The organism is Streptomyces sp. A0592 (genome assembly GCF_004795115.1).
Taxonomy (GTDB): Bacteria; Actinomycetota; Actinomycetes; order Streptomycetales; family Streptomycetaceae; genus Streptomyces; species Streptomyces erythrochromogenes.
In genome coordinates this window covers 74,769-101,652 of sequence record NZ_SSBM01000024.1, presented here as the reverse complement: position 1 = coordinate 101,652, position 26,884 = coordinate 74,769, and the positions used below count along the sequence as shown (strand labels likewise).

Sequence of the window (26,884 nt, the reverse complement as noted above, 5' to 3'; positions counted from 1 at the left end):
CGGCAGGGGCGTGACCAGGACGGATAATCCGAGCAGGGGGGCATGGCGCTGCCTACGATCGGGGCCGTAGGCCTTCGGAAGGGGTGGCGGCGGATGAACCGCACAGGACGCGGCGCAGGACGCGGCACGCAGACCGGCAGCGACGCCGCGACGGGGCGCGCCCTGGCGGAGGAGCTGCTGGACGGGCGCGCGGCCGCGGTGCCGTCGCCCGGTGCCGGGCCGGACGTCTGGCTCGCCTTCGCGGATCAGGTACGCAGCGGGGCCCACGCCGGGCGGCGGCTCCCGGTGCCGGCTCCCCCGGCGCTACGGCTCTGCCACCCGCGGGGGTGGATCCGCGAGGCCGCCCTCGCCGAGCCGGACGCCCCCGTGGAACTGGTCGCCGTCCTGACCACCGACGGGGCCGCGCCCGTACGGGACCGGGCCCGCGCCCTGATCGAGGACGCGCTCCGCATCCACCCGGAGGCCACCCTGCGGGCGGTGACCCCGCTCGTGCTGCGGCTGGGGCGGCGCCGCCGGGGCGACTGGGTCCTGGAGCGGTTCGAGGACGCGCTGCGCCGGCGGGCCGCGGCCGACACGCCGTGGTGGCACCTGCCCGGGCCGTCGACGGCTCCGGGCGGTACGACGGCCCCGGGCAGCGCGAAGGCTCCGGGTGGTACGACGGCCCGCGTCCTCGCCGAACTGCTGGACTGCCCCGACCGGCGGGCCCGGCAGTTCGCCGTCCGGCTCGCCCTCACCGGCCCCGGCCGGGCCGACGCCCTGGAGTGCGCCCGGCGGGCCGCCGCCGAGCCCGACCCGGCGACGGCCGCGCTCTGGACCGACGCCGCCCTCGCCGTGCCGGGATCCGATGGGGACGCGGTGATCGACGCCCTGATCGGCGCCCGTATCCCCGCCGTGCGCGCCGCCGGGGTCACCGCCCTGCGCCGGGCCGGCCGCGCCGCCGAGGGCATCTCGCACCTGGCCGACGCCTCCGGGCTCGTCCGGGCCTGCGCCCGCTGGCTGGTCGGCCAGGACGGCGGCGACGCCCACGGGCACTACCGCTGGCTGGTCTGCGACCCCGCCGGGCCGTCCCCGTACGCCGTGACCGGACTCGCCGAGTGCGGCCGGGGCGAGGACACGGACCTCCTGCGGACGCTCGTGGCACATCCGGTCGGCCCGGTCCGGGCCGCCGCGCTGGCCGGGCTGCGGCGCCGGGAGGCCGTCGTGGAGGACTCCGTCCTGCTCGCGCTGCTCGACGACCCGGCGCCGTCCGTGGCCCGCGAGGCGACCCTGGGCCTGCTGCCCGCGGTCCGGCGCCTGGATCCGTCGTACCTCGCCGCGCGGGTGGACGTCCGCGGCCCGCTGCACGTCCGGCGGACCGCCTTCCGGCTGTTGCGCGCCCGGGGCGGGATCCACGCGCTGCGGGCGGCGGTCGCGCTGATCGACGACTGGCACCCGAGGACGCGTGCGACGGCGCGGGCCGCGGTGTGCGCCTGCCAGTGGCACCCCGCCCAGTTCGAGGGGGAGACGGACACGGCGGAACTGGCAGCCCTGCTGAAGCGGTCCGCGAAGCTCTTCGACGCCTACGGACTGGCCCTGCGACGCAGCCGGTTGGGCCTCAAGACCTGAAACCCTCCGCCCCGCTCTCGGGTGAGGGCCACGTCAACCTGTCCCCCAAGGGCCGCGCCGGCAAGTGCCTCGCCCGCACGACGGACGAGGAGTTCGCCGCGTACTGCGAGAAGAAGGGGCACATCGCGACGAGCCTCGACGGCCTGCCTGCGCTGCCCCTGCCCCTTCCTGCCCGTACCGTCTGACATGTGCTGCGTACCGCTCTTGTCACGGGCTCACTGATCGTCACCGTCCTGCTCCCGCACGGCGCGGGGTCCTCGTCCGGGCCCCTGCCTGCCCGTCTCGCCGACACCGGCGGCGGCAGTCAGCTGATCACCGCCGTCGCGCCCGCGCCCGGATCCACCACCGGCCGGCTGACCTGGTGGGACCGGCGGGCGGGGCGCTGGTACGAGGCCGGGAGCGCGCCCGCCCGGTTCGGGGCGGGCGGCCTGACCGAGGGCGCGACCCGTACGCAGGGCACGAGCACCACCCCGACGGGTCTGTACGAGCTGCCGTACGCCTTCGGGATCCGGCGGGCGCCGGCCGGGACCGAGTACCGCTACCGGCGGGTGGCCGCGGACTCCTGGTGGTGCCAGGACAACGCCTCGACCGCGTACAACCGCTGGGTGGAGCCGCTGCCCGCGGACTGCGCGCCGGGCGAGGCCGAGCACCTGGTCACGTACGAGAAGCAGTACGCGCACGCGCTGCTCATCGCCTTCAACTACGACCGGCCGGTGCGCGGCCGGGGGGCCGGGATCTTCCTGCACGTCAACGGCAGGGGTGCGACGGCCGGCTGCGTGTCGGTGCCCGAGCGGGACATGCGGGCGATCCTGCGCTGGGCGGACCCGGCCCGGCGCCCGCACATCGCGATCGGCACGCAGGAGGGGCCGCTCGCGATCACCCGCTACTAGGAGGTGCGGCGTCGGGCGCGGCGTCGGGCGCGTCCTCGTCGCAGGCCCGGTACTCGTACGCGTCCTCCCACCAGACCTTCTCGTCCAGCCACTCGTCGCCGTCCTCGTCGTCCTCGTCGGCCCCCTCGTGGACGACCGTGTCGACGCCGCGCCAGGTGTGGCGGTCGCCGGTGCTCCGCAGCACCAGCATCCGCTGCTCCTCGTCCAGCGCCGCGAAGGCCGGGTGCGGCGCGGAGCGGACCAGGTCGCCCAGCGGGTCGCCGCAGTCCGTGCGCTCCCGGACGACCCTGCCGGCCTTCTCGGCCAGCAGCAGCGCCGCCAGACCGAGGGCGGCCACCGCGGCCCAGGCCCACTCCCGCGGACCGTGCGGGCGACCGGTCACCAGCAGCGCGCCCGCGAGGAGCCAGAACAGCATCACCAGGGCGATGCCCACGCAGCCGCAGCAGGTCAGAAAGATGTTCCCCCGACCGTCGGGCATCCGCGGGAGCGCGGGCAGCAGGGCGTCCCGTTCGGTCCGGTAGGCGCTGCGCCGCTCCGAATACCCGTCGTCGCACCAGTCGATCCAGCCGATCGACACGGGCTCTGGATCGTGCCTGCGTACGGCCTCCAGCAGGGCGGCGGGCATCGGGTGGGCGGGGGTCCGGGCGGGGTCGCGGCCCTGCCCGGTCAGGAACGCGGCACCCTCTTCGTCGATCCGCAGGTACCCGTCGAGGACGAGTTCGGCGGCGGCCGCCTCGGTCGTCTCCTGCCGCAACTGGGCGGCGTGGTACGGCTCCAGCTCGACGGCGGCGACGAGCCGGAGCGTCCGGCTGCGGACCCGGGCACGGCGCCACCACAGCAGGGCGACGGGCCCGTAGACCGCTGCGGTCACGGCGGAGACCAGTACGGCGAGGGCGAATTGGCGCACGCCTGGAGGCTATGCCGGCGGATGCCGCCGCGGCACCGGGATTTCCGGCGCCCCGGCCCTCCCGGCCGATCCGCCCCCGCTCAGCCCTCCTTCTGCGCCAGCCGCAGGAGGTGGTCGGCGAGGGCCTGGCCGCCCGCCGGGTCCCGGCTGATCAGCATCAGGGTGTCGTCGCCGGCGATCGTGCCGAGGATCTCGCGGAGCTCTGCCTGGTCGATGGCCGAAGCCAGGAACTGCGCCGCGCCCGGCGGGGTGCGCAGGACCACGAGGTTCGCCGAGGCCTCCGCGGAGATCAGCAGCTCCCCGGAGAGGCGCCGCATGCGCTCCTCCTTCGCGGATTCGCCGAGCGGCGCCTGCGGGGTGCGGAAGCCGCCCTCGCTGGGCACGGCGTAGATCAGCTCTCCGCCGGTGTTGCGGATCTTCACCGCGCCCAGCTCGTCGAGGTCGCGGGAGAGCGTCGCCTGGGTGACGCTCAGTCCGTCGTCGGCGAGCAGCTTCGCGAGCTGGCTCTGGGAGCGGACCGGCTGCCGGTTGAGGATGTCCACGATCCGGCGGTGCCGCGCGGTGCGGGTCTGCGGGACGGCCTGCCCGCCGTGCTCGTTGTCCTGCGGCTGGCTCATCGTCGTCTCATTCTCCGGATCCGTCCCCGTTGGCTGCGTCGAGGATGCCGGGCAGCGCCCGGACGAACGCGTCCGCCTCGGCCTCGGTGAGTACGTACGGGGGCATGAGCCGTACGACGTCGGGGGCGGGCGCGTTGACCAGGAAGCCGGCGTCCTGAGCCGCCTGCTGCACCTTGGGTGCGAGCGGCTCGGTCAGCACGATACCCAGCAGCAGTCCGGCGCCGCGGACGTGGGACACCAGTGGGTGCCCCGCGGACTCGACGCCCGAGCGCAGCCGCTCGCCCCGCGCCTTGACCCGGTCGAGCAGGTCGTCGGCGGCGATGGTGTCGATGACGGCGAGGCCGGCTGCGCAGGCGACCGGGTTCCCGCCGAAGGTGGTGCCGTGCTGGCCGGGCTGGAGCAGGTCGGCGGTGGGCCCGAAGGCGACCACGGCGCCGATCGGCAGGCCGCCGCCCAGCCCCTTCGCCAGGGTGACGATGTCGGGCTCGACGCCCTCGTGGGCCTGGTGCTCGAACCACTGGCCGCAGCGGCCGATGCCGGTCTGGACCTCGTCGAGGACGAGCAGGGTGCCGGTGGCCCGGGTGATCTCGCGGGCGGCCGTGAGGTATCCGGCCGGGGGCACGACGACGCCGTTCTCGCCCTGGATCGGCTCGATGACGACGAGCGCGGTCTCCTCGGTGACGGCGGCCCGCAGGGCCTCGACGTCGCCGTAGGGGACGTGGGTGACGTCGCCGGGCAGGGGCAGGAAGGGCTCCTGCTTCTTGGGCTGGCCGGTGAGTGCGAGGGCGCCCATGGTCCGGCCGTGGAAGCCGCCGTCGGTGGCGACCATGTGGGTCCGCCCGGTCAGCCGGCCGATCTTGAAGGCTGCCTCGACGGTCTCGGCACCGGAGTTGCAGAAGAAGACCTTCCCGGGACGGCCGAAGAGCTGGAGCAGCCGCTCGCCGAGCGCGATGACCGGCTCGGAGGCGAAGAGGTTGGAGACGTGGCCGAGCGTGGAGATCTGCTCGGTCACGGCCGCCACGATCGCCGGGTGGGCGTGGCCGAGGGCGTTGACGGCAATGCCGCCGACGAAGTCGGTGTACTGGTTGCCGTCGGCGTCCCAGACCTGGGCGCCCTGACCGCGTACGAGGGCCAGGGCGGGCGTGCCGTAGTTGTTGGCCAGCGCGCCCTGCCACCGTGCGCCGTACTCCTGGTTCCCGGTGCCCTTCGTCATGCTGCTCCCCCTGGCTGTTGGTCGGGCACGACCATCGTGCCGATGCCGGAGTCCGTGAAGATCTCCAGCAGGATCGAGTGCGGGATCCGTCCGTCGAGGACGCGGGCGGTGCCGACGCCGCTGCGCACGGCGTGCAGGCAGCCCTCCATCTTGGGCACCATGCCGCTGGACAGCTCGGGCATCAGCTTCTGCAGCTCGCTGACGGTGAGCCGGCTGATGACCTCGTCGCTGTGCGGCCAGTCGGCGTAGAGGCCCTCCACGTCGGTGAGGACCATCAGCGTCTCGGCGCCGAGGGAGGCCGCGAGGGCGGCGGCCGCCGTGTCGGCGTTGACGTTGTAGACGTGGTGGTCGTCGGCGCTGCGGGCGATGGAGGAGATGACCGGGATCCGGCCGTCGGCCAGGAGCGCCTCGATGGCGCCGGTGTCGACGTCGGTGATCTCGCCGACCCGGCCGATGTCGACGAGCTCGCCGTCGATCTCCGGGCTGTGCTTGGTGGCGGTGATGGTGCGGGCGTCCTCGCCGGTCATGCCGACGGCGAGCGGCCCGTGCTGGTTGAGCAGTCCGACCAGCTCGCGCTGGACCTGGCCCGCCAGGACCATCCGGACGACGTCCATGGCCTCCGGGGTCGTGACGCGCAGGCCGGCCTTGAACTCGCTGACCAGGCCCTGCTTGTCGAGCTGGGCGTTGATCTGGGGGCCGCCGCCGTGCACGACGACCGGCTTGAGGCCGGCCTGGTGCAGGAAGACCACGTCCTGGGCGAAGGCGGCCTTGAGGTCCTCGTCGATCATGGCGTTGCCGCCGAACTTGATGACGACGACCTTGCCGTTGTGGCGCCGGAGCCAGGGCAGGGCCTCGATGAGGATCTGCGCCTTGGGCAGGGCGGTGTGCTTGCGGGCGGTGCCGCCGGAGGCGCCGGGCTGCCCGGCCTTCTCGTCGCTCATGAGGAGTAGGCGCTGTTCTCGTGGACGTACTCGGCGGTGAGGTCGTTGGCCCAGATGACGGCCGACTCGCCGCCGGTGGACAGGTCGGCGGTGATGCGGACCTCGCGGTCCTTCATCGAGACCAGGTCGCGGTCCTCGCCGACCGAGCCGTTCTTGCAGACCCACACGCCGTTGATGGCGACGTTCAGCCGGTCCGGGTCGAAGGCGGCCTTGGTGGTGCCGATCGCGGACAGCACGCGGCCCCAGTTGGGGTCCTCGCCGTGGATGGCGCACTTGAGCAGGTTGTTGCGGGCGATGGAGCGGCCGACCTCGACCGCGTCGTCCTCGCTGGCCGCGCCGATGACCTCGATCCGGATGTCCTTGCTGGCGCCCTCGGCGTCGCCGATCAGCTGGCGGGCGAGGTCGTCGCAGACCTCGCGCACCGCGTCGGCGAAGTCCGCGTACACGGGCACCTGGGCGGACGCCCCGGAGGCGAGCAGCAGCACCGTGTCGTTGGTGGACATGCAGCCGTCGGAGTCGACCCGGTCGAAGGTGGTGCGGGTGGCGGAGCGCAGCGCCTTGTCGAGGGTGGCGCCGTCCACGTCGGCGTCGGTGGTGAGGACGACGAGCATGGTGGCCAGGCCCGGGGCGAGCATGCCCGCGCCCTTGGCCATGCCGCCGACCGTCCAGCCGTCCCGTGAGACGGTGGCGGTCTTGTGCACGGTGTCGGTGGTCTTGATGGCGATGGCGGCGGCCTCGCCGCCGTCCTCGGACAGGGCCGCGGCGGCGGTCTCGATGCCGGGGAGCAGCTTGTCCATGGGGAGCAGGACGCCGATCAGGCCGGTGGAGGCGACCGCGATCTCGCCGGCGTTGTGCTCTCCGCCGAGACCGGTCTCGTTGAGGGCGGCCGCGGCCTTCTCCGCCGTGGCGTGGGTGTCCTGGAAGCCCTTGGGGCCGGTGCAGGCGTTGGCGCCGCCGGAGTTGAGGACCACGGCGCTGACGGTGCCGCCGCGCAGGACCTGCTCGGACCAGTGGACGGGCGCGGCCTTGACGCGGTTGGAGGTGAAGACGCCGGCGGCGGCCAGGCGCGGGCCGTTGTTGACCACGAGGGCCAGGTCCGGGTTGCCGTTGGCCTTGATCCCGGCGGCGATGCCCGCCGCCGTGAATCCCTGTGCAGCCGTAACACTCACGGCGCGACTCCAATCGTGGAAAGCCCGAGCTGCTCGGGGAGCCCGAGGGCGATGTTCATGCTCTGCACCGCACCGCCGGCAGTGCCCTTGGTGAGGTTGTCGATGGCGCTGACGGCGATGATCCGCCGGGCGGACTCGTCGTATGCGACCTGGACGTGGACGGCGTTGGAGCCGTGGACGGACTTGGTGGACGGCATCCGGCCCTCGGGCAGCAGGTGGACGAAGGGCTCGTCGGCGTACGCCTTCTCGTAGGCGGCGCGCAGCGACTGCGCCGTGGTGCCGGGGCGGGCCTTGGCCGAGCAGGTGGCGAGGATGCCGCGGGCCATGGGCACGAGGGTCGGTGTGAAGGAGACGCAGACGCGCTCGCCCGCGAGCGGGCTGAGGTTCTGCACCATCTCGGGCGTGTGCCGGTGGCCGCCGCCCACGCCGTACGGGGTCACGTTGCCCATGACCTCGGCACCGAGCAGGTGCGGCTTGAGGGCCTTGCCCGCGCCGGAGGTGCCGGTGGCGGCGACGATCACGGCTTCGGGTTCGGCGAGCTGTGCCTGGTAGGCCGGGTAGAGGGCGAGGGAGACGGCGGTGGGGAAGCAGCCGGGGACCGCGATCCGCTGGGCTCCTTCCAGTCCGGCGCGGGCGCCGGGGAGTTCGGGGAGGCCGTAGGGCCAGGTGCCGGCGTGCGGGGCGCCGTAGAACTTGTCCCAGTCGGCCGCGTCCTTGAGCCGGTGGTCGGCACCCATGTCGACGACGAGGACGTCGTCGCCGAGCTGGGCGGCGACGGCGGCGGACTGGCCGTGCGGGAGGGCGAGGAAGACGACGTCGTGGCCGGCGAGGGCCTGCTGGGTCGTGGCCTCCAGGGTGCGTCCGGCGAGCGGCACGAGGTGCGGTTGCAGGGAGCCGAGGAGCTGTCCGGCGTTGGAGTTGCCGGTGAGGGCGCCGATCTCCACCTCGGGGTGCGAGAGCAGCAGGCGCAGGACTTCTCCGCCCGCGTACCCGCTCGCTCCGGCCACCGCTACACGTACCACCATCGGACCCTCCTCATCGATGGCATGACTATACGTACCGACGCACGTTTATGCAATGTCGTGGATCTCGGCCGAGGGGCGTCACCGAAGGAAGGGGCGCGTCACGCTCCTTGGAAAGATGTCTAGCAGGAAAGCCCCCGCCGCGGCGGCGATTGCGCCGGTGACGCAGGGAGCCGGTCCCGCAGTTGGACCGTGCTGGACCGTCCGGTGCCGCGACGGGGTCCCGTCGACCGGACGGCTCGGCCCGCCCCCCGTCGAGCGGGGCGGGCCGAGCCGGGCGGGATGTCACGCCGCTTTCATGCGGGGGCCTGCAGGCAGAGGTGCCATTGGCCGGGGCAGCCCGTGAGGGTCAGCGTCGACAAAGGCCGGACGTCCACGTTCCAGTAGGTCAGTGGCGGCGCCTTGAGGGCGTAGACCAGAGCGGCGCGGACCACCGAGGGCTCCGCCACCGCCACGATCGCGCCGCCGTCGTCGGCCGGCCGGGTGTCGAGCCATCCGCCGATCCGGGAGATGAAGGCCAGCAGCGACTCGCCCCCGTGCGGGGCGGCCCGCGGATCGCTGAGCCACTGGTCCACCGCCTCGGGCTCCTGGGCGGTCACCTCGGCGAGGGTCAGCCCCCGCCAGCGGCCCATGTCGCACTCGCGCAGCGCCGGCTGGGCGAGGGGCGCGTACCCGAGGGCCTCGCCCGTGGACCGGCTGCGCGGAGTCGGCGAGCAGTAGCGCAACTCGGCCGCGCCCAGGGGTACGAGGCCCCGGGCGGCGGACTCCACGGCCCGCCAGCCGACCCCGTCCAGCGGGCGGTCGTCGTCGAAGCGCTCGGCGAGCAGCGAGGAACTGCGGGCTGCGGCGACGAGCGAAACCCGAACGTGCATGCGGTGATGGTGGGCCGCGCGGGGCGGCGGGTCAAGCGTCCGGAGTGCGCGCCTCCTCCCCCAGGCCCGCCCGAACCCGCTGCACGGCCTCCACCAGCTCGCCCGGGCCCGAGACCCCGGCGAAGCTGAGGCGGACGTACGGAGCGGGCGGTTCGGCACAGAAGTAGGGGCGGCCGGGGGCCACCGCCACCCCGGCGCGCAGGGCCGTCGCCGCGAAGGAGGCGTCGTCCCCGCCCCCGGTCATCCTGGCCCACAGCTGATAGCCGCCCGAGGGCAGACGGGGCACGGCCAGGCCGGGCAGCTCCCGCCGCAGCGCGCCGGCGAGCACGTCCCGCCGGTGGCGCAGTTCGGCGGCCACCGTGCGCAGGTGGCGCGGCCAGGCGGGCGCGCCGACCAGTTCCAGCGCCGCCTCCTGGAGCGGCCGGGGCACGAAGAAGCTGTCCACGACCTGGACGGCGCGCAGCCGGTCCACCACCGGCCCGCGGGCCGCCAGTGCGCCGACCCGCAGGCTGGGCGAGGTGGCCTTGGTCAGGGACCTGACGTGGACGACCACCCCGTCGTGGTCCTCGGCGGCCAGGGTCGCGGGCAGCGGCCCGGAGTCGTCGTGACCGAGGGCGCGGGCGTAGTCGTCCTCGACCACGAAGGCCCCGGCCGCCCGCGCGATCCGCAGCACCTCGGCCCGGCGGGCGGGAGCCAGTACCGCGCCGGTGGGGTTCTGGAAGAGCGGCTGGCAGACGAACACCCGCGCCCCGGTCGCCTCGAAGGCTGCGGCCAGCAGGTCCGGCCGGACCCCGTCGGCGTCCACCGGTACGGGCACCGGCCGGCACCCGGAGGCGCGGGCGATGGCCAGCAGCCCGGGGTAGGTCGGGGACTCCACGAGGATCGGCGCCCCGGGCGGGGCCAGTGCCCGCAGGGCGGTGGTCAGCGCGCTCTGCCCGCCCGCGGTCACCAGGACGTCGGCGGCCCCGACCGCCCCGCCGATCTCGCGGGCGAACCAGTCGCGGAGCTCGGGCAGCCCCTCCATGGGCGGCCGGTCCCAGGCGCCGGGACGCCGCCCGGCCCGGGCGAGTGCGGCGGCCATGGCCCGCTCGGGCTGGATGGAGGCGTGCAGGTACCCGCTGTTGAGGGGGATCACCGAGGGCGGGGGCGCGGCCAGGCAGGCCAGCACCCCGGAGGCGTCCACGGAACGCGGGACGACGTCCCCGGCCCCCTCGGCGCTGAGCGCGACCTCCTGCCAGGAGGTGTCCCCCGCCTCGGGGAGCGCGGTCCGCGGGGCGGCGCGGAAGACGCCGGCGCCGGGCCGGGTGACGACGAGGCCCTCGGCGGCGAGCTGCGCGAGAGCCCGGGAGACGGTCACGGGGCTGACCCGGTAGCGCTCGACCAGGGCCCTGCTCGACGGGAGCTTTCCACCCACGGAGTAGCGGTTGAGTTCGGATCTCAGAGAATCGGCCAGCTCCGCCACACTGCTACGCTCATACATGACAGCACAGAATAGCGCTACTCTCCCGACGGCGATAGCGGTGAAGAATCCGCTGCTGCGGGGCACGGCCCTGGCCTCGCTCGGCGTCGTCGCCTTCTCGCTGACCTTCCCCGCCACCGCCTGGGGCCTGGAGAGCTTCGGCCCGTGGTCACTGGTGGCCCTGCGCAGCGTCCTGGCGGCCGCGATCGCGGGCGTCTTCCTGCTGGCCCGCCGGGTGGCGGTACCGGCCCGCCAGCACTGGGCAGGCCTCGCCGTCGTTGCCGGCGGGGTGGTCGTGGGCTTCCCGCTGCTGACGACCCTGGCGCTGCAGACCTCCACCACCTCGCACGCCGCCGTCGTGGTCGGCCTCCTGCCGCTGACCACGGCGGCGCTGTCCGCGCTGCGCACCGGCAACCGGCCCCCGCGGGCCTTCTGGGCCGCGGCGGTGGCCGGGGCCGTGGTGGTGCTCGGCTTCACCCTCGCGCAGAGCGGCGGCTCCCTCTCCGCCGGCGACGGCTACCTGTTCGCCGCGCTGCTGGTGTGCGCGGCCGGGTACACCGAGGGCGGGCAGCTGGCCCGCGTCCTGCCGGGCTGGCAGGTGATCGGCTGGGCGCTGGTGCTGTGCCTGCCGCTCACCCTGACCGGCTCCGTGCTCGGGCTGGCGTACGAGCCGGTGCACCTCACCGGCCACGGACTGGCCGGGCTGGTCTGGGCGGCGGCCGGCTCCACCTTCCTCGGCCTGTACGTCTGGTACCGCGGCATGGCCGAGATCGGAGCACCCCGGGCCAGCCAGCTCCAGCTCGCGCAGCCGCTGCTGACGCTGGTCTGGTCCGTGGCACTCCTCGGGGAGCACCTCGCCCCCGCCGCACCGGCCGCGGCCTGCGCGGTTCTCGTCTGTATCGCGGTGACCCAACGGGTCAAACAGCCCCGGAACGACCTAAACTGCTAGCACCGGATCGGAGCGCCACCGAGGAGGTCAGACATGCGAGCTACCGAGGGCGACCAGCTGGTGCAGCACGGCAGGATCGTCGGACAACACGACAAGGTGGGCGAGATCACCCAGGTGCTCGGCGAGAACGGGACGCCCCCGTACCGGGTCCGTTTCCAGGACGGACACGAAGCGCTGATGGCTCCGGGACCCGACTGCGTCGTCCGCCACCCCGAAGAGCCCGGGCACTGAATTCACCGCGGGGGCACGGCCGAGCCGTAGTGGTCGGCGACGACACGTGCCATCGCGCCGTTGGGGTCCGCGGCCACCTGCTTCGCCGAGAAGTAGACGTGGCCGCGGACCTCCGGGTATCCGCGGGCGAACCGCACGTGCTTCGACAGCTCCGCCGGATCCCGCCAGGCCGCGGTGGGGCTGCCCGCGTCGCAGCGGTAGAGCGCCTCCCCCACGTACAGGTCCGCCTTCGTGCCCGCGACGGTCCGGGCCCACCACGGGACGACCGCCGCGTAGTCGGCCGTCGAGTGCCCGATGTGCCAGTAGGCCTGCGGCACCACGTAGTCGATCCAGCCCTCCCTGACCCACTTGCGGGTGTCCGCGTACAGGTCGTCGTACGCCGCGAGCCCGCGGGTCGGCGAGCCGGCCGGGTCACGGTCGGAGTTGCGCCAGATCCCGAAGGGGCTGATGCCGAACCTGACCGCGGGCCGCAGGGCGCGCAGCCGCTGCGACATCTCGCGGACCAGGGTGTCGGTGTTGCTGCGCCGCCATGCCGCCCGCGACGAGAAGCCGCCGCCGTACTCGTCGTAGGCGTCGTCGTCGTCGAAGTACTCGCCCTCGACGGGATAGGGGTAGAAGTAGTCGTCCCAGTGGACGGCGTCCAGCGGGTAGCGGGTGACGGCGTCGAGCATGGCCTCCTGCACGAACCGCCGCACCTCGGGCACCCCGGGGTTGTAGTAGAGCTTCCCGCCGTACTCGACCGTCCAGCCGTCCTGCCGCGCCGGATGCTCGGGCACCAGCCGGTCGAAGTCGGTGTGGTTGGCCACCCGGTACGGGTTGAACCAGGCGTGCAGCTCCAGACCGCGGGCGTGCGCCTCGGCGACGGCCGTACCGAGGGGGTCCCAGCCCGGATCGCCCCCCTGCTCCCCCGTGAGCCACTGCGACCAGGGCTCGAACGGGGAGGGCCACAGCGCGTCGGCCGCCGGCCGGACCTGGAGGACCACAGCGTTGAGCCGGCGGCGGACGGCGGTGTCGAGCAGACCCAGCAGCTCCTTGCGCTGGGTGGCGGCCGACAGCCCGCTGCGCGAGGGCCAGTCCACGTTCGAGACGGACGCGATCCACATCCCCCGGAACTCGGGGGTGCCGGCGCCCCTCCCGGGGAGCGGGCCGGAGCTCCGCGGCGCGGCGAAGGCCGGTCCCCCCGTCACGGCGGCGATCACCCCCGCCGCTCCTGCCAGCAGTGCCCGTCGGCCGATGTGCGCCATGTGACGACTCCGTTTCACTGAGTGACGATGCGAGATGCCCGCCCAGCATGCCCGCCCCGGCCCGCCGGGCCGCGCAAGGTCGGGAGTAACGTCGGGGGGCGTGGCGGGCGCCGGAATCACACGGGGGACCCGCCGACGGATGAGCTGCGAAAGGCACGAAGTGACTGACCTCCCTTCCGACATCACACGGGTCGGCGTAGTGGGCTGTGGCCAGATGGGCGCGGGTATCGCCGAGGTGTGTGCCCGAAGCGGCCTTGAGGTCAAGGTCGCCGAGACCACCGGCGAAGCCCTGGAGATCGGCCGTACCCGGCTCCACAACTCCCTGACCAAGGCCGCCGAGCGCGGCAAGATCACCGAGGAGGAGCGGGACGCCACCCTGGCCCGCCTCACCTTCACCACCGACCTCGGCGAGTTCGCCGACCGCGACCTCGTCATCGAGGCGGTCGTCGAGAACGAGCAGATCAAAACCGAGATCTTCCAGGTCCTCGACCAGGTGATCACCCGTCCGGACGCGATCCTCGCCTCCAACACCTCCTCGATCCCGCTGGTCAAGCTGGCTGTCGCGACCTCGCGGCCCGACCAGGTCATCGGCATCCACTTCTTCAACCCGGCCCCGGTGCAGAAGCTCGTCGAGCTGATCCCGGCGCTGACCACGGGCGAGGAGACGATCAAGCGGGCCGAGGCCCTGGTGCGGGACGTGCTCGGCAAGCACGCGGTCCGCGCCCAGGACCGTTCCGGCTTCGTCGTCAACGCGCTCCTCGTCCCCTACCTGCTGTCCGCGATCCGGATGTTCGAGTCGGGCATCGCCAGCCGCGAGGACATCGACAACGGCATGGAGCTGGGCTGCGCCCACCCGATGGGCCCGCTGAAGCTGTCCGACCTCATCGGTCTGGACACCATCGCCTCGATCGCCGACTCGATGTACGCCGAGTACAAGGAGCCGCTGTACGCCGCTCCCCCGCTGCTCCAGCGCATGGTCGACGCCGGCCGCCTGGGCCGCAAGACGGGCGCGGGCTTCTACCCGTACGGCTGACCGCGCGGCCGGCCGCAGGGTGGACGCTACGGCCGGCCGAGCCGCAGGTGGTGCAGCAGGAGCAGCCCGGCCGCCATGTTGGCGGCCGGGATCTCCCCGTCCGCGATCATGTCCGGCACGAGCTTGAGGGGGACCCACTCCCGGCGCGACGACTCGAAGTCGTCCTCGGGGTGGCCCGTGTAGGTGGCCCCGTCCGCCCAGTACAGGTGGTGGCGGGCGTCGGTCAGCCCGTTGGACGGCTCGACGGTCATCAGGTGGTGGAGCGGGCCGGGCCGCCAGCCCGACTCCTCCTCCATCTCCCGGGCCGCCGCGGCGGCGATGTCCTCGCCGTCCTCGACCACCCCGGCGGGCAGTTCCCAGCCCCAGCTGTCGGTGATGAAGCGGTGCCGCCACAGCAGCAGCACCTCGTTGGCCTCGTTGACGGCCGTGGCCACGGCCACCGGGCGCAGCCGGATCACGAAGTGGTCCAGGTGCCGGCCGTCGGGGAGTTCCACATCGGCGAGATTCACATCGAACCAGCGGTTCTTGTACACAGTCTGCTCACTCAGGTTCGTCCACTGCACGGCTGTGCCACCTTCCGTTCGAGTAGGTGGCAAACATCGCAGCAGCTGCCCTGTCACAGCGGAACGCGCAGCGCCCCGTCGATGAGCCGCACGGTCTCCCGCGCGTCCGAACAACCGCTGGTCAGAAGCTGTTCGCGGACCGCCCACAGCCGGTCGCGCAGCCGCAGCGACTCCATCCCCCGGGCCCGTTCGGCCATCTCGGCCGCGCCCGCCGCGGCCCGGTCCGCCTCTCCCTGACGGAGCTGGATCTCGCAGAGCATCGCCAACCGGTGCACCCGGCCGCGGTCGTGCGCGGGGGTGCCGACGGCGGCGGCCGCCTGGACCCGCGCGGCCTCCAGGTCCCCCAGACTGAGCAGTGCCTCGGCGACCTGCACGTTGACGAGGCCGGGCTGGACGTAGCCGGTCTCGTCCGGTTCGCTGCCCGGGCGGATCCGCGCGGCGGCCGCCTCTGCGCCGCGGATGCACGCCAGCGCGGCCTGCGCATCGCCGAGTTGGGCGTAGGCCTTGGCCTGCATGGCGTGCAGGTCGGCGGCGAGCGCCGGGGTCGTGTGCCGGCCGGCGGCGCGCAGCGCGGCCTCGGCGAAGGCGACGGCCTGGCGGTACTCCCGCAGGTGCAGGGACTGGTTGACGATCAGGGCGATCACGTACGCGCCCAGCCCCCGGTCCCCGCTCGCCTTGGCCAGGCGCAGCGCCTGGTGGAAGTAGCGCTGCGCCAGCCCGTGCGCGTCCGAGTCGTACGCACAGATCCCCGCCACCGCCACGAGGGACCCGGTGGCCCGGTGCAGCCGGCGGCCGAGGTCGTCGGGGTAACTCCCGCGCAGCATCGGCGCGGTCTCCGTGCCGAGGAAGCGGACGATCCGGTCGCGGGTGGCGATGCCTCCGGCCCGGCGGTACATCAGCTCGTAGTGGGCGCGGGCGGCCTTGAGGATCTCGACGTGCTCGGGACCGATCCGGTTCGGGCCGTCGCGCGATACATCGACGTCCTCGGGCGGGTTCTCCCATTCCCAGACCGGGATGACGGCCGGGGTGCCGGTGACCGCCTCGGCGGTGAGCAGTTGGGGCCGCGCCTGGCCGTCGGAGCGCCACAGGGCGGCGGCCCGGTCCACGAACCCGCTGAGCGGGGAGGCATGCAGGGACACCGGGTGGTCGGACACCCCGAGGCCGATGTCGTCCAGCGCGACGGGCCGCCGCAGCCTGCCGCCGAGCACCTCGCAGATCAGGTCGGGGACCTGACCGCGGGGGCGCTGCCCCTTCAACCACCGGGTCACGGCGGTGTGTTCGTAGCGCAGGGCCAGCCCGCGCGTGCGCCCCGCCTGGTTCACGTGGGCGGCGAGCCCGGCGTGGGACATGCCCGCCTCGGCGAGGAGGGCGTCGAGCAGGACATTGGGCTGCATGGGCCGCTCCCGGAGCTCGTCGGTATCAGGCTAGTGGGTGCGCGGTTCACACGGGGTGTGAAGTGAGTACGCGCATAAATGCGATCCGCACTCTGCCGCACGGACCCCTGGAGGCGCTTCACTGAAGACCCTCGCCAAGAGGAGCTCGGGTCGTCGGCTCCCCCTCGAACAGTGCGACGACCCGTCACCGCGCCGCCCGTCCTGCTGTCTGCCCGACACTCCATGGCAGGCGGGCGGCGCCTTCCGGTTCCGCCGGCGCCCGGTTGGTCGCCGGGCCCCGGCGGCGGACCGGACCGGACGCGCGCCGGGCCCATCCACCGGGCCCGGCGTGCGTGGTCAACGCCGGTCGTTGCGGAGCACCAGCAGGGCCACGTCGTCGGCGAGCCGTCCGCCCGTGTGCCGCAGCAGGGCCTCGTGCACGTCGGCGACCAGCCGCGCCGGCGTGAGCGGTGCCCGCGCCCCCGCGAGGACGCTCCGCAGGGGGAAGAACCGCCCGGCCGGGTCGCGTGCGTCCTCGGCCCCGTCGGTGTGCAGGAACAGCGTCTCCCCGGGCCGGAGTTCCCCGCACGCGTGCGCCCGCAGGACCGGCGGTAACGGCACCACGCCGAGCGGCGGCAGAGTATCGCCGCCGAGCGGTCTCACCTCCGGAACCGTGCGCGCGGCCCCCTTCCCCGCGTCGGGCGCCGCACGGACTCCCGCCGCCGCCGGCGGCGCCGGCGCCGGCGGGACATGCAGGCTGCCCGCCGCGCAGGGTTCCGGCACCGGGGCCGGACCGATCAGGTACGGCCAGGGATGGCCGCAGTTCAGGGCCCGCAGGGCACCGTCCGCAGCGATCTGCAGGAGCAGCACGGTCACGAACTCCTCCGCCGCCGGGGACTCCGGCTCGGCCGGACAGGCCGCCGGGTGCTCGGCCCGCGCGCGGTCCCGTACGTGCCGCCCCAGGGCCCGCTCCATCCGCCGCAGGACACCGCCGAGCGAGGGCTCGTCGTACGCCGCCTCGCGGAAGGCGCCCAGGACGGCGGCCGCCGCGCCCAGCGCCGGCAGCCCGTGGCCCCGTACGTCGCCGATGACCACCCGGATCCCGTGGGCCGTCGGCACGGCCTCGTACAGGTCGCCGCCCACCGCGGCGCCCCGGCTCGCGGACAGCTGCGCAGCGGCCAGGGCCAGGCCGTCGATCCGGCCGGGCAGCGGCCGCAGCAGTGCGCGCTGCGCGGCGCCCGCGATCTCCTGCGACCGGCGCAGCTCCGCCAGCAGTCCGCGCCGGATGTGCAGGGCGCACCCGGTCGCCAGCAGCAGGAAGGCGGCGCACGTGGCCAGGCTGGGCACGAGCATGCCAGGGGTGGACAGCTCCCAGGACACGGCGGCGCCGCCCCAGGCCGCGACGCACACCCGGCGCACCCGGGCCGTCTCCCCGCGCGTGATCATCCGTAGGACTCCCCTCCGGCCGGATCGATTGTGTCGACCGGACGGCGGCCCCCGACATGGGCCGGAGGGGTTCTCACCCGAATGAGTGAGGGGCACATCCGGTTGCGGATGTGCCCCTCATCAGGCCTTGAACGGGTCCGGGGACCCTTCGGCTACGCGCCCCGGAGCACCGCCCCGGTGCGCTCCCCGGCGAGCGCCACCGCCGCGTCGCGCGCGGCCGTGGACTCCTCGGCGGTCAGCGTGCGGTCGCCCGCGCGGAAGCGCAGCGCGTACGCCAGGGACTTCTTGCCCTCGCCGACCTGCTCACCGGTGAACACGTCGAACAGGCGCAGCGACTCCAGGAGTTCGCCCGCGCCCTTGCGCAGCGCGGCCTCCACGGAGGACGCGGGGACGGACGCGTCCACGATCAGCGCGACGTCCTGGGTCGCCACCGGGAAGGAGGAGATCCGGGGCGCCTGGACGGGCTCTCCGCCGGCCGCCGCCAGGCGGTCGAGGTCGAGCTCCATCGCGCTGGTGCGGGCCGGCAGGCCCATGGCCTTGACCACCCGCGGGTGCAGCTCGCCGGCGTGGCCGATGACCTGCTCCACACCGTCGAGGGTGACGACCAGCTCGGCGCACCGGCCCGGGTGCCAGGGGCCGTACTGGCCCTGGCGGACGACGAGCTCGGTGCCGGCCTCGACGGCCAGCGCACGGGCCGCCTGGACGGCGTCGGCCCAGTCGGCCGGTCGGCCCTTGCCCCACCAGCCGGCCTGCTCGCGGGCACCGGCCAGCACGACCGCGGCGTACCGCGGCTGCGCGGGCAGAGCCGCGTCCAGGGTGGCGACCTCCTCGTCGGTGGGACGCCGGTCGACGGGCAGCCGTACGGCGACACCCGGCTGCGCGGCGGCCCGGAAGACCGAACCGGTCTCGAAGAGCGCGAGGTCGTGGCTGCCGCGGCTGTCGTTGCGGCGCAGCGCGCCGAGCAGGCCCGGCAGCAGCGTGGTGCGCAGCGCCGGCTCCTCGTCGGAGAGCGGGTTGACCAGCTTGACGACCTGGCGGGCGGCGTCGTGCGCCGGCAGCTGGAGCTGGTCGAAGACGCCCTCGCCGAGGAACGGGTAGCTGAGCGCCTCGACGTAGCCGGCGCCGGCCAGCGCGCGGCCGACCCGGCGGTGCAGCTGCTGCCGGGCGGTCAGACCGCGGCCGGAGGGCACCTGCGGCAGGGTCGACGGGAGGTTGCCGTAGCCCTCCAGCCGGATCACCTCTTCGGCGAGGTCGTTGGGCGCGGCGAGGTCGGGCCGCCACGAGGGCAGCGTGACGACGAGCTCGTCCTGGCCGTAGACGTCGCAGCCGATCTCCTGGAGGCGGCGCACGACGGTCTCGCGGCCGTAGTCCATGCCCGCGACGCGGTCCGGGTGGTCGGCGGCCATCGCGATGGTGCGCGGCGCGCCCGGGGCGATGACCTCGGTGACCCCGGCCTCGGCGGTGCCGCCGGCGAGGAGCACGAGCAGGTCGACGGTCCGCTGGGCCGCCGCGGCGGCGGCCAGCGGGTCGACGCCCCGCTCGAAGCGCTTGGACGCCTCGGAGGAGAGCTTCATCCGGCGGGCGGTGCGCGAGATCGACACGGAGTCGAAGTGCGCCGCCTCGATGACCACGTCGGTGGTCCCGGTGACGGCGCCGGTCTCCGGGTCGGTGACGGAGTCGGCGATCTCGGTGTTGGCGCCGCCCATGACACCGGCGAGCCCGATCGGCCCGCTGTTGTCGGTGATCACCAGGTCCTCGGCGTCGAGCGTGCGCTTGACCCCGTCGAGGGTGGTGAACTTCTCGCCCTGCTCGGCACGGCGGACGCCGATGGTGCCGTCGATCCGCGAGCGGTCGTAGGCGTGCAGCGGCTGGCCGAGTTCGAGCATCACGTAGTTCGTGATGTCGACGGCGAGCGAGATCGGGCGCATGCCGGCCTTCTGGAGGCGGCGCTGGAGCCAGATCGGGGAGCGGGCCTCGGGGTCGAGACCGGTGACGGTGCGGGCCGTGAAGCGGTCGCAGCCGGCCGGGTCGTCGATCTTGACCGGGTAGCCGTACGAGTTCGGCCCGGGCACGTCGAGCAGCGCGGGGTCACGCAGCGGCAGGCCGTACGCGGTGGCCACCTCGCGGGCGATGCCGCGCAGGGACATGCAGTAGCCGCGGTCCGGGGTGACGTCGATGTGCAGCACCTCGTCGACGAGCTGGAGCAGCTCGATCGCGTCGGTGCCGGTCTCGTGCTCCGGCGGCAGCACGATGATGCCGTGCGTGCCGTCGTCGCCCATGCCGAGCTCCTCGCCGGAGCAGATCATGCCGTGCGAGGTCTTGCCGTACGTCTTGCGCGAGGCGATCGCGAAGTCGCCGGGCAGGACGGCGCCGGGCAGGACCACGACGACCTTGTCGCCGACGGCGAAGTTCCGGGCGCCGCAGACGATCTCCTGGGGCTCGCCGGTGCCGTTGGCGGAGCCGACGTCGACCGTGCAGAAGCGGATCGGCTTGCGGAAGCCCTCCAGCTCCTCGATGGTCAGCACCTGTCCGACGACGAGCGGGCCCTTGAGGCCGCCGCCGAGCTGCTCGACGGTCTCGACCTCGAGGCCGGCGTCGACGAGCTTGGCCGCGACGTCGCGACCGGATTCACCGGCGGGGAGGTCGACGTACTCCCGCAGCCACGAAAGCGGGACCCGCATCAGATCTCCATCCCGAAGGGCCGGGTGAAACGAACGTCACCCTCGACCATGTCTCGCATGTCTTCAACGTTGTGACGGAACATCAGCATCCGCTCGATGCCGAAGCCGAAGGCGAACCCGCTGTACTTCTCCGGGTCCACACCGCAGGCGGTCAGCACCTTGGGGTTGACCATGCCGCAGCCGCCGAGCTCGATCCAGCCCTCGCTGGAGCAGGTGCGGCACGGGCGGTCGGGGTTGCCCACCGACTCGCCGCGGCACACGTAGCACTGCATGTCCATCTCGGCGGACGGCTCGGTGAACGGGAAGAAGTGCGGGCGCAGCCGGGTGGTGGTCTCCTCGCCGAACAGCTCCTTGACCATGTGGTCGATGGTGCCGCGCAGGTCCGCCATGGTCAGGCCCTCGTCCACGGCGAGCAGCTCGACCTGGTGGAAGACCGGGGTGTGCGTCGCGTCGAGCTCGTCGGTGCGGTACACGCGGCCCGGGCAGACGATGTAGACGGGGGGCTTGCGCTCCAGCAGCGAGCGCGCCTGCACCGGGGAGGTGTGGGTGCGCAGCACGACGCCGGACTCGTCGCCCTCGGTGCCCTCGGGTCCCTGGACGAAGAAGGTGTCCTGCATCTGGCGCGCCGGGTGGTCGGGCGTGAAGTTGAGGGCGTCGAAGTTGAACCACTCCGCCTCGACCTCGGGACCCTCCGCGACCTCGTACCCCATGGCGACGAAGATGTCCGCGACGCGGTCCATCAGCGTGGTCAGGGGATGCCGGGCGCCCGCGGGCGTGCGGTCGTGGGGCAGCGTGACGTCCACCGCCTCCTCGACCAGCACCCGCTCGTCGCGCTCGGCCTCGAGCTCGACGGTGCGGGCCCCGAAGGCCTTGTTGACGGCGCCGCGGGCCTGGCCCACGCGCTTGCCCGCCTCGGCCTTGGCCTGCGGGGGCAGGGCGCCGATCTCGCGGTTGGCGAGCGCCAGGGGCGAGCGGTCGCCCATGTGCGCGGTCTTCGCCTCACGCAGCGCGTCGAGGTCGCCGGCGGACGCGAAGGCGGCGAGCGCCTCGTCCCGCATGCGCTCGATCTCTTCCGGTTTCAGTGCCTCGACCTCGACAGGGTCGTACGACTTGTTCGGTGCCGACATCTCTTCCCGTACTTCCGATGGCTGGCTGGTTGGGTCCCCCGCGCGACGCGCAGGACGCGCTCGGCACAAGGACACAAAGGTGCCAAAGGACGAGTCTAAAGGTCGCTGGGGGTTGAGGAGCCCGTGGGCCGCCTGCCGGGACGCTCCGCAGGACTACTGCGTGAGGTACGCGGGGGCGCTCACGGGCAGGATAAATCGGAACTCGGCGCCGCCGCCGGGGCCGCGGCCGACCGTGATGGTGCCGCCGTGCGCCTCCACGATGCCCTTGACGATGTACAGGCCCAGGCCGGTGCCGCCGCGCTTGCTCCCCCGCCAGAAGCGGGTGAAGACGCGGGCCATCGACTCCTCGGGGATCCCGGGGCCTTCGTCGGACACGGTGACGGCGGTTCCCTTCTCATGCGGCGATACCCCGATGGTGACCGTTCCTTCGCCGTGGCGCACCGCATTTTCGAGGAGGTTGCCCAGGATCTGGTCGATCTTGTCGGGATCGGCCCACAGATCGGGGAGCGGGCGGCTGACGCTGACGAGGAAGCGCTCGGGGGCCTGGCCGTTCGCGGTGAGCGCCTGTACGTGGCGGCCCACCGCGGTGGCGATGTCGACCGGCTGGCGGCGCACCTCCAGGCGGCCGGAGTCGATGCGCGAGATGTCGAGGAGCTCGGTGATCAGGCGGGTGACGCGGTTGGCGTCGGCGTCGACGGTCTCCAGCATGAGCCGCTTCTGGTCGTCGGTGAACCGCTCCCACTTGGCGAGCAGGGTCGCGGTGAACCCCTTGACGGAGGTCAGGGGGGAGCGCAGCTCGTGGGCGACCGTGGCGATCAGCTCGGCGTGGCTGCGTTCGGTGCGGCGGCGGGCCTCGGTGCCCCGCAGGGTGACGACGAGCCGGCGGACGGGGCCGGTGGGGTGGGTGCGCACGTAGCTGGCGGAGACCAGCACCTCGCGGCCGCCGGGGAGCAGGAGGTTCCGCTCGGGCTGTCCGCGGCGGGTGGCGAGGCCCCCGTACGGGTCCGTCAGCGCCCACCAGCGGCGGCCTTCGAGGTCCTCCAGCGGCAGGGCCCGGTCGATGGGGGCCCCGAGCACCTGCTCCGGCGCCAGGGCGGTGATCCGCGCGGCGGCCGCGTTGAAGCAGACCACCCGGCCGGTGTCGTCGGCGACGACGAGCCCGTCGGGCAGGCTGTCCGGGTCCACGGCGAAGCCGAGGCGGTCGCCGGGGGCCTCGGTGGCCTCGGCGGCCTCCCGGGCGGCGGGGACCGCCGGGCGGGACGGGCGGGCCCGGCCCGAGTCCACCGCCTGCGGCGGTACGCCGCACAGCCCGTCGGCGGCCGCGGCCGGGGGTTCGAGGGCGTCCAGGAACCGCTCCTCGGCCGCGTCCGCGGCTCCGGGTGAGCTGTTCGTTCCGACGGTCATGTCCCCGTACCCCACATCTCCGAGTAGCGCAGTGGGCCCCCGGGCCGCCACATTACTAGCTGGGGGTCACGGAGCGGCACCCTCCGGGCGCCCGCTGTGCACGCGCGGACGCGTAGAGACACACGGCGGCGGCCGTCGCAAGGTTCAGGCTCTCCGCCTTCCCGTGGATCGGGACCCGCACGACGGCGTCCGCGAGGGCCCGGGTCTCCTCCGGCAGGCCCCACGCCTCGTTGCCGAACACCCAGGCAGAGGGGCCGCCCATGGTGCCCGCGTCCAGTTCGGCATCGAGGTCGTCCTCGCCGGCGCCGTCGGCCGCGAGGATCCGTACGCCGGCGGCGCGCAGCCCCTCGACGGCCTGCTCCACCGGGACGCCGACGGCGACCGGGAGGTGGAAGAGCGAGCCCACGGAGGCCCGTACGGACTTGGGGTTGTAGAGGTCCACGGAGGCATCGGTCAGCACCACCGCGTCGGCACCGGCGGCGTCCGCGCAGCGCAGCACCGTGCCGGCGTTGCCGGGGTCGCGGACGTGCGCGAGGACGGCGACGAGCTTGGGCTCGGCCTTGAGGATCTCCTCGAAGGGCGAGTCGAGGAAGTGGCAGACGCCGACGAGGCCCTGCGGGGTGACGGTCTGGGAGACCTCGGCGAGCACCTCGTCGGAGGCGTAGTGCACGCGGGCGCCGGCGTCCAGGGCCGCGCCGATGATCTCGGAGTAGCGCTCGGCGGCCTCGACCGTGGCGAACAGCTCGATCAGGGTCGAGGCGCCCGTGGGGCCTCGGTGCTCGACGGCCTCGCGGACCGCCTGGGGGCCCTCGGCGATGAACCGGCGCTCCTTGGTGCGGAAGTTGCGCCGCGCCAGTCGCCTGGCGGCGGCCACCCGCGGGGATCGGGGGGAGATCAGCTCGGCGGGGTGACCCAGGTCAGCCATGGTCTCTGCGGTTCTCTCTCGGGGTGCGGGCGCGGGGGCGCGATGGTGCGGGCGCGATGGTGCGGGGAAAGCACTCGGACCCGCAGGCGCATCGCCTGCGGGTCCGAGGGTGCCGACCGCGGTGCGGGCGGCCAAGCCTTACGCGGCGGCCTTGGGGGCGTTGACGTCGGCCGGAAGAGCCTTCTGCGCGACCTCGACGAGCGCGGCGAACGCGTTGGCGTCGTTGACGGCCAGCTCCGCGAGGATCTTGCGGTCCACCTCGATGTTGGCGGCCTTCAGACCCTGGATGAGGCGGTTGTACGTCATGCCGTTCTGGCGGGCAGCGGCGTTGATGCGCTGGATCCACAGCTGACGGAAGTCGCCCTTGCGCTTCTTGCGGTCGTTGAAGTTGTAGACCAGCGAGTGGGTGACCTGCTCCTTGGCCTTGCGGTACAGGCGCGAACGCTGACCGCGGTAGCCGGAGGCCGCCTCGAGGATCGCCCGGCGCTTCTTGTGGGCGTTTACTGCCCGCTTGACGCGTGCCACTTTTTAACTCCTTGTAGCGGGGCCGTGGGTGTCTTCACACGACCCGGAAATTCGATGGGGTCCCGGTCTCGACATGCATCCGCTCCCTGCGGGGGAGCGGTGGATGTCAGATGCCGAGAAGCTTCTTGATCTTCGCGGCGTCGCCGGGAGCCATCTCCGCGTTGCCGGTGAGGCGGCGGGTGACACGGGACGACTTGTGCTCGAGCAGGTGGCGCTTGCCGGCGCGCTCGCGGAGCACCTTGCCGGAGCCGGTGACCTTGAAGCGCTTCTTGGTACCGCTGTGCGTCTTGTTCTTCGGCATGGCGCCGTTATCTCCTCGTCGGTGGCGCTCCCTCGCCGGTCCGGGCCGGACCGGCTGGTGGGAGCGTCATGTTGTGTAGGTGATTCGAGACAGGTGCCTCGGAATCAGGCCTCGGCGTTCGCCTCACCGGCGTCGGCCTCGGTGACCTCGGCATCCGTGGCGTCCGTCGCCTCGACCGGAGCGGCCTCCTCGGAAGGAGCCGCCTCGTCGGCAGCGGCGGTGCCCTGGCGCTCGGCCTTGCGGGCGGCCTGCGCCTCGCGGGCTTCGGCCATCGCCTCGGTCTTCTTCTTGTGCGGACCGAGGACCATGATCATGTTTCGGCCGTCCTGCTTCGGGTTCGACTCGATGAAGCCGAGCTCCTCGACGTCCGAAGCGAGACGCTGCAGCAGTCGGTAGCCGAGTTCCGGCCGGGACTGCTCGCGACCACGGAACATGATCGTGATCTTGACCTTGTCGCCCTGCTTGAGGAACCGAACGACGTGACCCTTCTTGGTGTCATAGTCGTGCGGGTCGATCTTCGGCCGGAGCTTCATTTCCTTGATGACCGTGTGCGCCTGGTTCTTGCGCGCCTCACGGGCCTTCATGGCCGACTCGTACTTGAACTTGCCGTAGTCCATGAGCTTGCAGACCGGCGGGCGTGCGGACGCCGCGACCTCGACCAGGTCGAGGTCGTACTCCTGCGCGAGCTCAAGCGCCTTGGCAAGCGGCACGATGCCGACCTGCTCGCCGCTGGGACCGACGAGTCGTACCTCGGGAACGCGAATCCGGTCGTTGATGCGGGGCTCGGTGCTGATGGATCCTCCTCGGTAGCACCACACGACTGCCTGGCAGACAGCCGCTGACGTGTATTTCCGTCAGACCGACCACAGCGGGAGAATGAAAAAAGCCCCGCCGGGCACAGGCAGGGGCTCCAAAACAACCGGAGCACCGCCGCATGCAACACGCGGGGCGCAGACTCGGGCGGCTTTCCATCGTCCGTACGGAACGATGGATGCCGCCTGACCGGTGACCCGCCGCCCCGGAAGGTGGTCGGGTGGGAGAACGGAGCCTCCACTTGTGGGCCGGACACCACAGCATCCGGCCGGTCGATGTACATACTAGCACCCGCGTTGCAAGCCCGCCGCACGGCATATCGTGGACCGCATGACTGACGCGACACCCCCCGCCTCCACCGAATCCGCTGCCGACGGCACCCCCGACTACGACGCCATGACCCGCGACATCGCGGACGTGCCCGCCGTCGAGGTGATCACCACGGTGGCCGTGCACCTGCTGAGCGCCGCGGCGGTCAACCTGGGCCTGGACAAGCCGGACTCCGAGCACAAGGACCTCGACGAGGCCCGCAAGCTGATCACGGCCCTCGCCGGTCTGGTCACCGCGAGCGCCACCGAGATCAGCTCCTTCCACGCCGCCCCGCTCCGCGACGGCCTGAAGTCGCTCCAGCTGGCCTTCCGCGAGGCCTCGATCGTCCCGGACGAGCCGGGCCAGGGCCCGGGCGAGAAGTTCACCGGCCCCGTCTTCGGCTGATCCGGCGGGAGCACGACGCGGGTACGACGCAGGAGGGGCGGGCCGTGATGTCACGGCCCGCCCCTCCTGCGTCGTACCCGCGTGGTACTGCGCGTGCTTCAGCGGGTGAAGAGGGGCTCGCCGGGCGGGGCCGGGGCGTCCGCCGGCAGCAGTGCCAGGTTCAGGCCGCGCACCAGGCGGGCCCGCAGGGTCGTGTCCGCCGCCAGCGCCTCGGCGACGCGGCGGGCCGCGGCCGGGGCCTGGGCGTCGGCGGCCAGCACGATCGCGAGGGTTCCGTCGGCGTCCGCGCCGCCCGGACCGAGGTGGGCCCGCAGCACGGCGGGCTCCCCGGACACGGCGGCCCGTACGGCCTCCCGTACGGCGGGGTCGGCCAGCGGGTCGGTGTCCGTGCGGCCCTCGGCGAGCGCGAGCAGCGCGGGGCCGGTCAGCTGGTAGGCGACCGGGCCGGCCAGGTCCAGTACGACGGTGTCGGCCTTCTCGTGGGCGGCGGCCGCCAGGGCCTGGTGCAACGGGACGGCCACCGGCCGGGCGGCCGGGTCCCAGAGTGCGAGCGAGGCGATCGAGGTGAAGGCGGGCAGCGCCCGCCGGTCGCCCGCCCGCAGCGTCGGGACGGCCATGTCGCTGGTCTTCTCCCGCTTCAGGCCGGTCTCCGGATCGGTCTCCACCTCGCCGAGCACGGCGACCACGGGGACCAGAAGCCGGGCGCCCTTGAGCGCCGCCAGCACCCTCGGCTCCTGCGTGCGGTCCTCGGCCCAGGCGGCGAGGGCCGCGGTCAGCTCGGGATCGGCGGAGCCGTCGTCGTCGGAGAAGCCCGGGTCGGGAATGTTCTTGTTCGCCATGTTCGCCACAGTTACCCGACC

Annotated in this window: 26 protein-coding genes; 6 read left to right on the top strand and 20 right to left on the bottom strand. The window is 73.5% G+C overall.

From position 1 onward, the window contains the following. Window positions 1-93: 93 nt before the first annotated feature. Window positions 94-1,605, top strand: coding sequence for a hypothetical protein (locus E6U81_RS28050; protein WP_136232850.1), 1,512 nt, complete (start codon window positions 94-96; stop codon window positions 1,603-1,605). Between the two features lie 191 nt (window positions 1,606-1,796). After that, window positions 1,797-2,495, top strand: coding sequence for a L,D-transpeptidase family protein (locus E6U81_RS28045; RefSeq protein ID WP_136232878.1), 699 nt, complete (start codon window positions 1,797-1,799; stop codon window positions 2,493-2,495). Here E6U81_RS28045 and E6U81_RS28040 read toward each other — a convergent pair. The 8 genes from E6U81_RS28040 to E6U81_RS28005 form a co-directional block, all read right to left on the bottom strand. Next, entirely contained in the window at window positions 2,482-3,402 is a 921-nt protein-coding gene (locus E6U81_RS28040) for a hypothetical protein (RefSeq protein WP_136232849.1), read from the bottom strand. The two genes, E6U81_RS28045 and E6U81_RS28040, sit on opposite strands and share 14 nt — an antisense overlap. 80 nt (window positions 3,403-3,482) lie before the next feature. Next, on the bottom strand, window positions 3,483-4,019 hold the full coding sequence (locus tag E6U81_RS28035) for an arginine repressor (protein ID WP_030841787.1): 537 nt from the start codon (window positions 4,017-4,019) through the stop codon (window positions 3,483-3,485). Between the two features lie 7 nt (window positions 4,020-4,026). Further along, on the bottom strand, window positions 4,027-5,232 hold the full coding sequence (locus E6U81_RS28030; protein WP_136232848.1) for an acetylornithine transaminase: 1,206 nt from the start codon (window positions 5,230-5,232) through the stop codon (window positions 4,027-4,029). Beyond that, the gene (gene argB / locus E6U81_RS28025) at window positions 5,229-6,173 is read right to left on the bottom strand and encodes an acetylglutamate kinase (protein ID WP_136232847.1); all 945 of its coding nucleotides are present in this window, start codon (window positions 6,171-6,173) and stop codon (window positions 5,229-5,231) included. The genes E6U81_RS28030 and argB overlap by 4 nt, the downstream gene beginning before the upstream one ends. Next, entirely contained in the window at window positions 6,170-7,342 is a 1,173-nt protein-coding gene (gene argJ, locus E6U81_RS28020) for a bifunctional glutamate N-acetyltransferase/amino-acid acetyltransferase ArgJ (protein WP_136232846.1), read from the bottom strand. Before argJ ends, argB begins: the two co-directional genes overlap by 4 nt. Then, window positions 7,339-8,367 carry an N-acetyl-gamma-glutamyl-phosphate reductase gene (argC, locus tag E6U81_RS28015; RefSeq protein WP_136232845.1) on the bottom strand — a complete coding sequence of 343 codons (1,029 nt, stop codon included), beginning with the start codon at window positions 8,365-8,367 and terminating at the stop codon, window positions 7,339-7,341. Before argC ends, argJ begins: the two co-directional genes overlap by 4 nt. A 293-nt stretch (window positions 8,368-8,660) precedes the next feature. Further along, window positions 8,661-9,236, bottom strand: a complete 576-nt coding sequence (locus E6U81_RS28010; protein ID WP_136232844.1) for a histidine phosphatase family protein — start codon at window positions 9,234-9,236, stop codon at window positions 8,661-8,663. A 31-nt stretch (window positions 9,237-9,267) separates the two neighbouring features. Beyond that, window positions 9,268-10,716, bottom strand: a complete 1,449-nt coding sequence (locus E6U81_RS28005) for a PLP-dependent aminotransferase family protein (protein ID WP_136232843.1) — start codon at window positions 10,714-10,716, stop codon at window positions 9,268-9,270. On the opposite strand from E6U81_RS28005, the gene E6U81_RS28000 reads away from it, so the two are divergent. After that, the gene (locus E6U81_RS28000) at window positions 10,715-11,644 is read left to right on the top strand and encodes a DMT family transporter (RefSeq protein WP_136232842.1); all 930 of its coding nucleotides are present in this window, start codon (window positions 10,715-10,717) and stop codon (window positions 11,642-11,644) included. The genes E6U81_RS28005 and E6U81_RS28000 overlap by 2 nt on opposite strands. Before the next feature lie 33 nt (window positions 11,645-11,677). Beyond that, the gene (locus E6U81_RS27995) at window positions 11,678-11,875 is read left to right on the top strand and encodes a DUF1918 domain-containing protein (protein WP_136232841.1); all 198 of its coding nucleotides are present in this window, start codon (window positions 11,678-11,680) and stop codon (window positions 11,873-11,875) included. A 2-nt stretch (window positions 11,876-11,877) separates the two neighbouring features. Here the strand turns inward: E6U81_RS27995 and E6U81_RS27990 are convergent, their stop codons facing one another. Beyond that, window positions 11,878-13,119 (bottom strand): family 10 glycosylhydrolase, encoded by a 1,242-nt coding sequence (locus E6U81_RS27990; RefSeq protein WP_136232840.1) that lies wholly within the window; start codon window positions 13,117-13,119, stop codon window positions 11,878-11,880. A gap of 139 nt (window positions 13,120-13,258) precedes the next feature. On the opposite strand from E6U81_RS27990, the gene E6U81_RS27985 reads away from it, so the two are divergent. Continuing rightward, complete coding sequence (locus E6U81_RS27985) at window positions 13,259-14,152, top strand: 3-hydroxybutyryl-CoA dehydrogenase (protein ID WP_051893114.1); 894 nt, start codon at window positions 13,259-13,261, stop codon at window positions 14,150-14,152. A 26-nt stretch (window positions 14,153-14,178) separates the two neighbouring features. On the opposite strand, the gene E6U81_RS27980 is transcribed toward E6U81_RS27985, so the two are convergent. From E6U81_RS27980 to infC, 10 genes are all read right to left on the bottom strand, one after another. Continuing rightward, the gene (locus E6U81_RS27980) at window positions 14,179-14,715 is read right to left on the bottom strand and encodes an NUDIX domain-containing protein (protein ID WP_136232839.1); all 537 of its coding nucleotides are present in this window, start codon (window positions 14,713-14,715) and stop codon (window positions 14,179-14,181) included. Between the two features lie 53 nt (window positions 14,716-14,768). Next, a complete protein-coding gene (locus E6U81_RS27975; protein WP_136232838.1) occupies window positions 14,769-16,109 on the bottom strand; it encodes a transcriptional regulator in 1,341 nt (446 codons plus the stop codon). Between the two features lie 336 nt (window positions 16,110-16,445). Continuing rightward, window positions 16,446-17,441: a PP2C family protein-serine/threonine phosphatase gene (locus E6U81_RS27970; RefSeq protein WP_240804054.1), complete on the bottom strand. Its 996-nt coding sequence runs from the start codon at window positions 17,439-17,441 to the stop codon at window positions 16,446-16,448. 245 nt (window positions 17,442-17,686) lie between these two features. Continuing rightward, entirely contained in the window at window positions 17,687-20,215 is a 2,529-nt protein-coding gene (gene pheT / locus E6U81_RS27965) for a phenylalanine--tRNA ligase subunit beta (RefSeq protein WP_136232836.1), read from the bottom strand. Next, window positions 20,215-21,342 (bottom strand): phenylalanine--tRNA ligase subunit alpha, encoded by a 1,128-nt coding sequence (gene pheS, locus E6U81_RS27960; RefSeq protein ID WP_136232835.1) that lies wholly within the window; start codon window positions 21,340-21,342, stop codon window positions 20,215-20,217. The genes pheT and pheS overlap by 1 nt, the downstream gene beginning before the upstream one ends. Before the next feature lie 153 nt (window positions 21,343-21,495). Further along, window positions 21,496-22,746 carry an ATP-binding protein gene (locus E6U81_RS27955; RefSeq protein WP_136232834.1) on the bottom strand — a complete coding sequence of 417 codons (1,251 nt, stop codon included), beginning with the start codon at window positions 22,744-22,746 and terminating at the stop codon, window positions 21,496-21,498. 55 nt (window positions 22,747-22,801) lie between these two features. Beyond that, the gene (locus tag E6U81_RS27950; RefSeq protein WP_136232877.1) at window positions 22,802-23,662 is read right to left on the bottom strand and encodes an RNA methyltransferase; all 861 of its coding nucleotides are present in this window, start codon (window positions 23,660-23,662) and stop codon (window positions 22,802-22,804) included. 147 nt (window positions 23,663-23,809) lie between these two features. After that, complete coding sequence (gene rplT, locus E6U81_RS27945; protein ID WP_007263143.1) at window positions 23,810-24,196, bottom strand: 50S ribosomal protein L20; 387 nt, start codon at window positions 24,194-24,196, stop codon at window positions 23,810-23,812. 106 nt (window positions 24,197-24,302) lie between these two features. Next, entirely contained in the window at window positions 24,303-24,497 is a 195-nt protein-coding gene (gene rpmI, locus E6U81_RS27940) for a 50S ribosomal protein L35 (protein ID WP_030012385.1), read from the bottom strand. 104 nt (window positions 24,498-24,601) lie between these two features. After that, a complete protein-coding gene (gene infC / locus E6U81_RS27935) occupies window positions 24,602-25,315 on the bottom strand; it encodes a translation initiation factor IF-3 (protein ID WP_136232833.1) in 714 nt (237 codons plus the stop codon). Between the two features lie 325 nt (window positions 25,316-25,640). Here infC and E6U81_RS27925 point away from each other — a divergent pair, with 325 nt between their 5' ends. Next, a complete protein-coding gene (locus tag E6U81_RS27925) occupies window positions 25,641-26,024 on the top strand; it encodes a DUF1844 domain-containing protein (protein WP_136232832.1) in 384 nt (127 codons plus the stop codon). Between the two features lie 98 nt (window positions 26,025-26,122). On the opposite strand, the gene E6U81_RS27920 is transcribed toward E6U81_RS27925, so the two are convergent. Then, complete coding sequence (locus tag E6U81_RS27920) at window positions 26,123-26,863, bottom strand: SseB family protein (RefSeq protein WP_136232831.1); 741 nt, start codon at window positions 26,861-26,863, stop codon at window positions 26,123-26,125. Window positions 26,864-26,884: the final 21 nt, after the last annotated feature.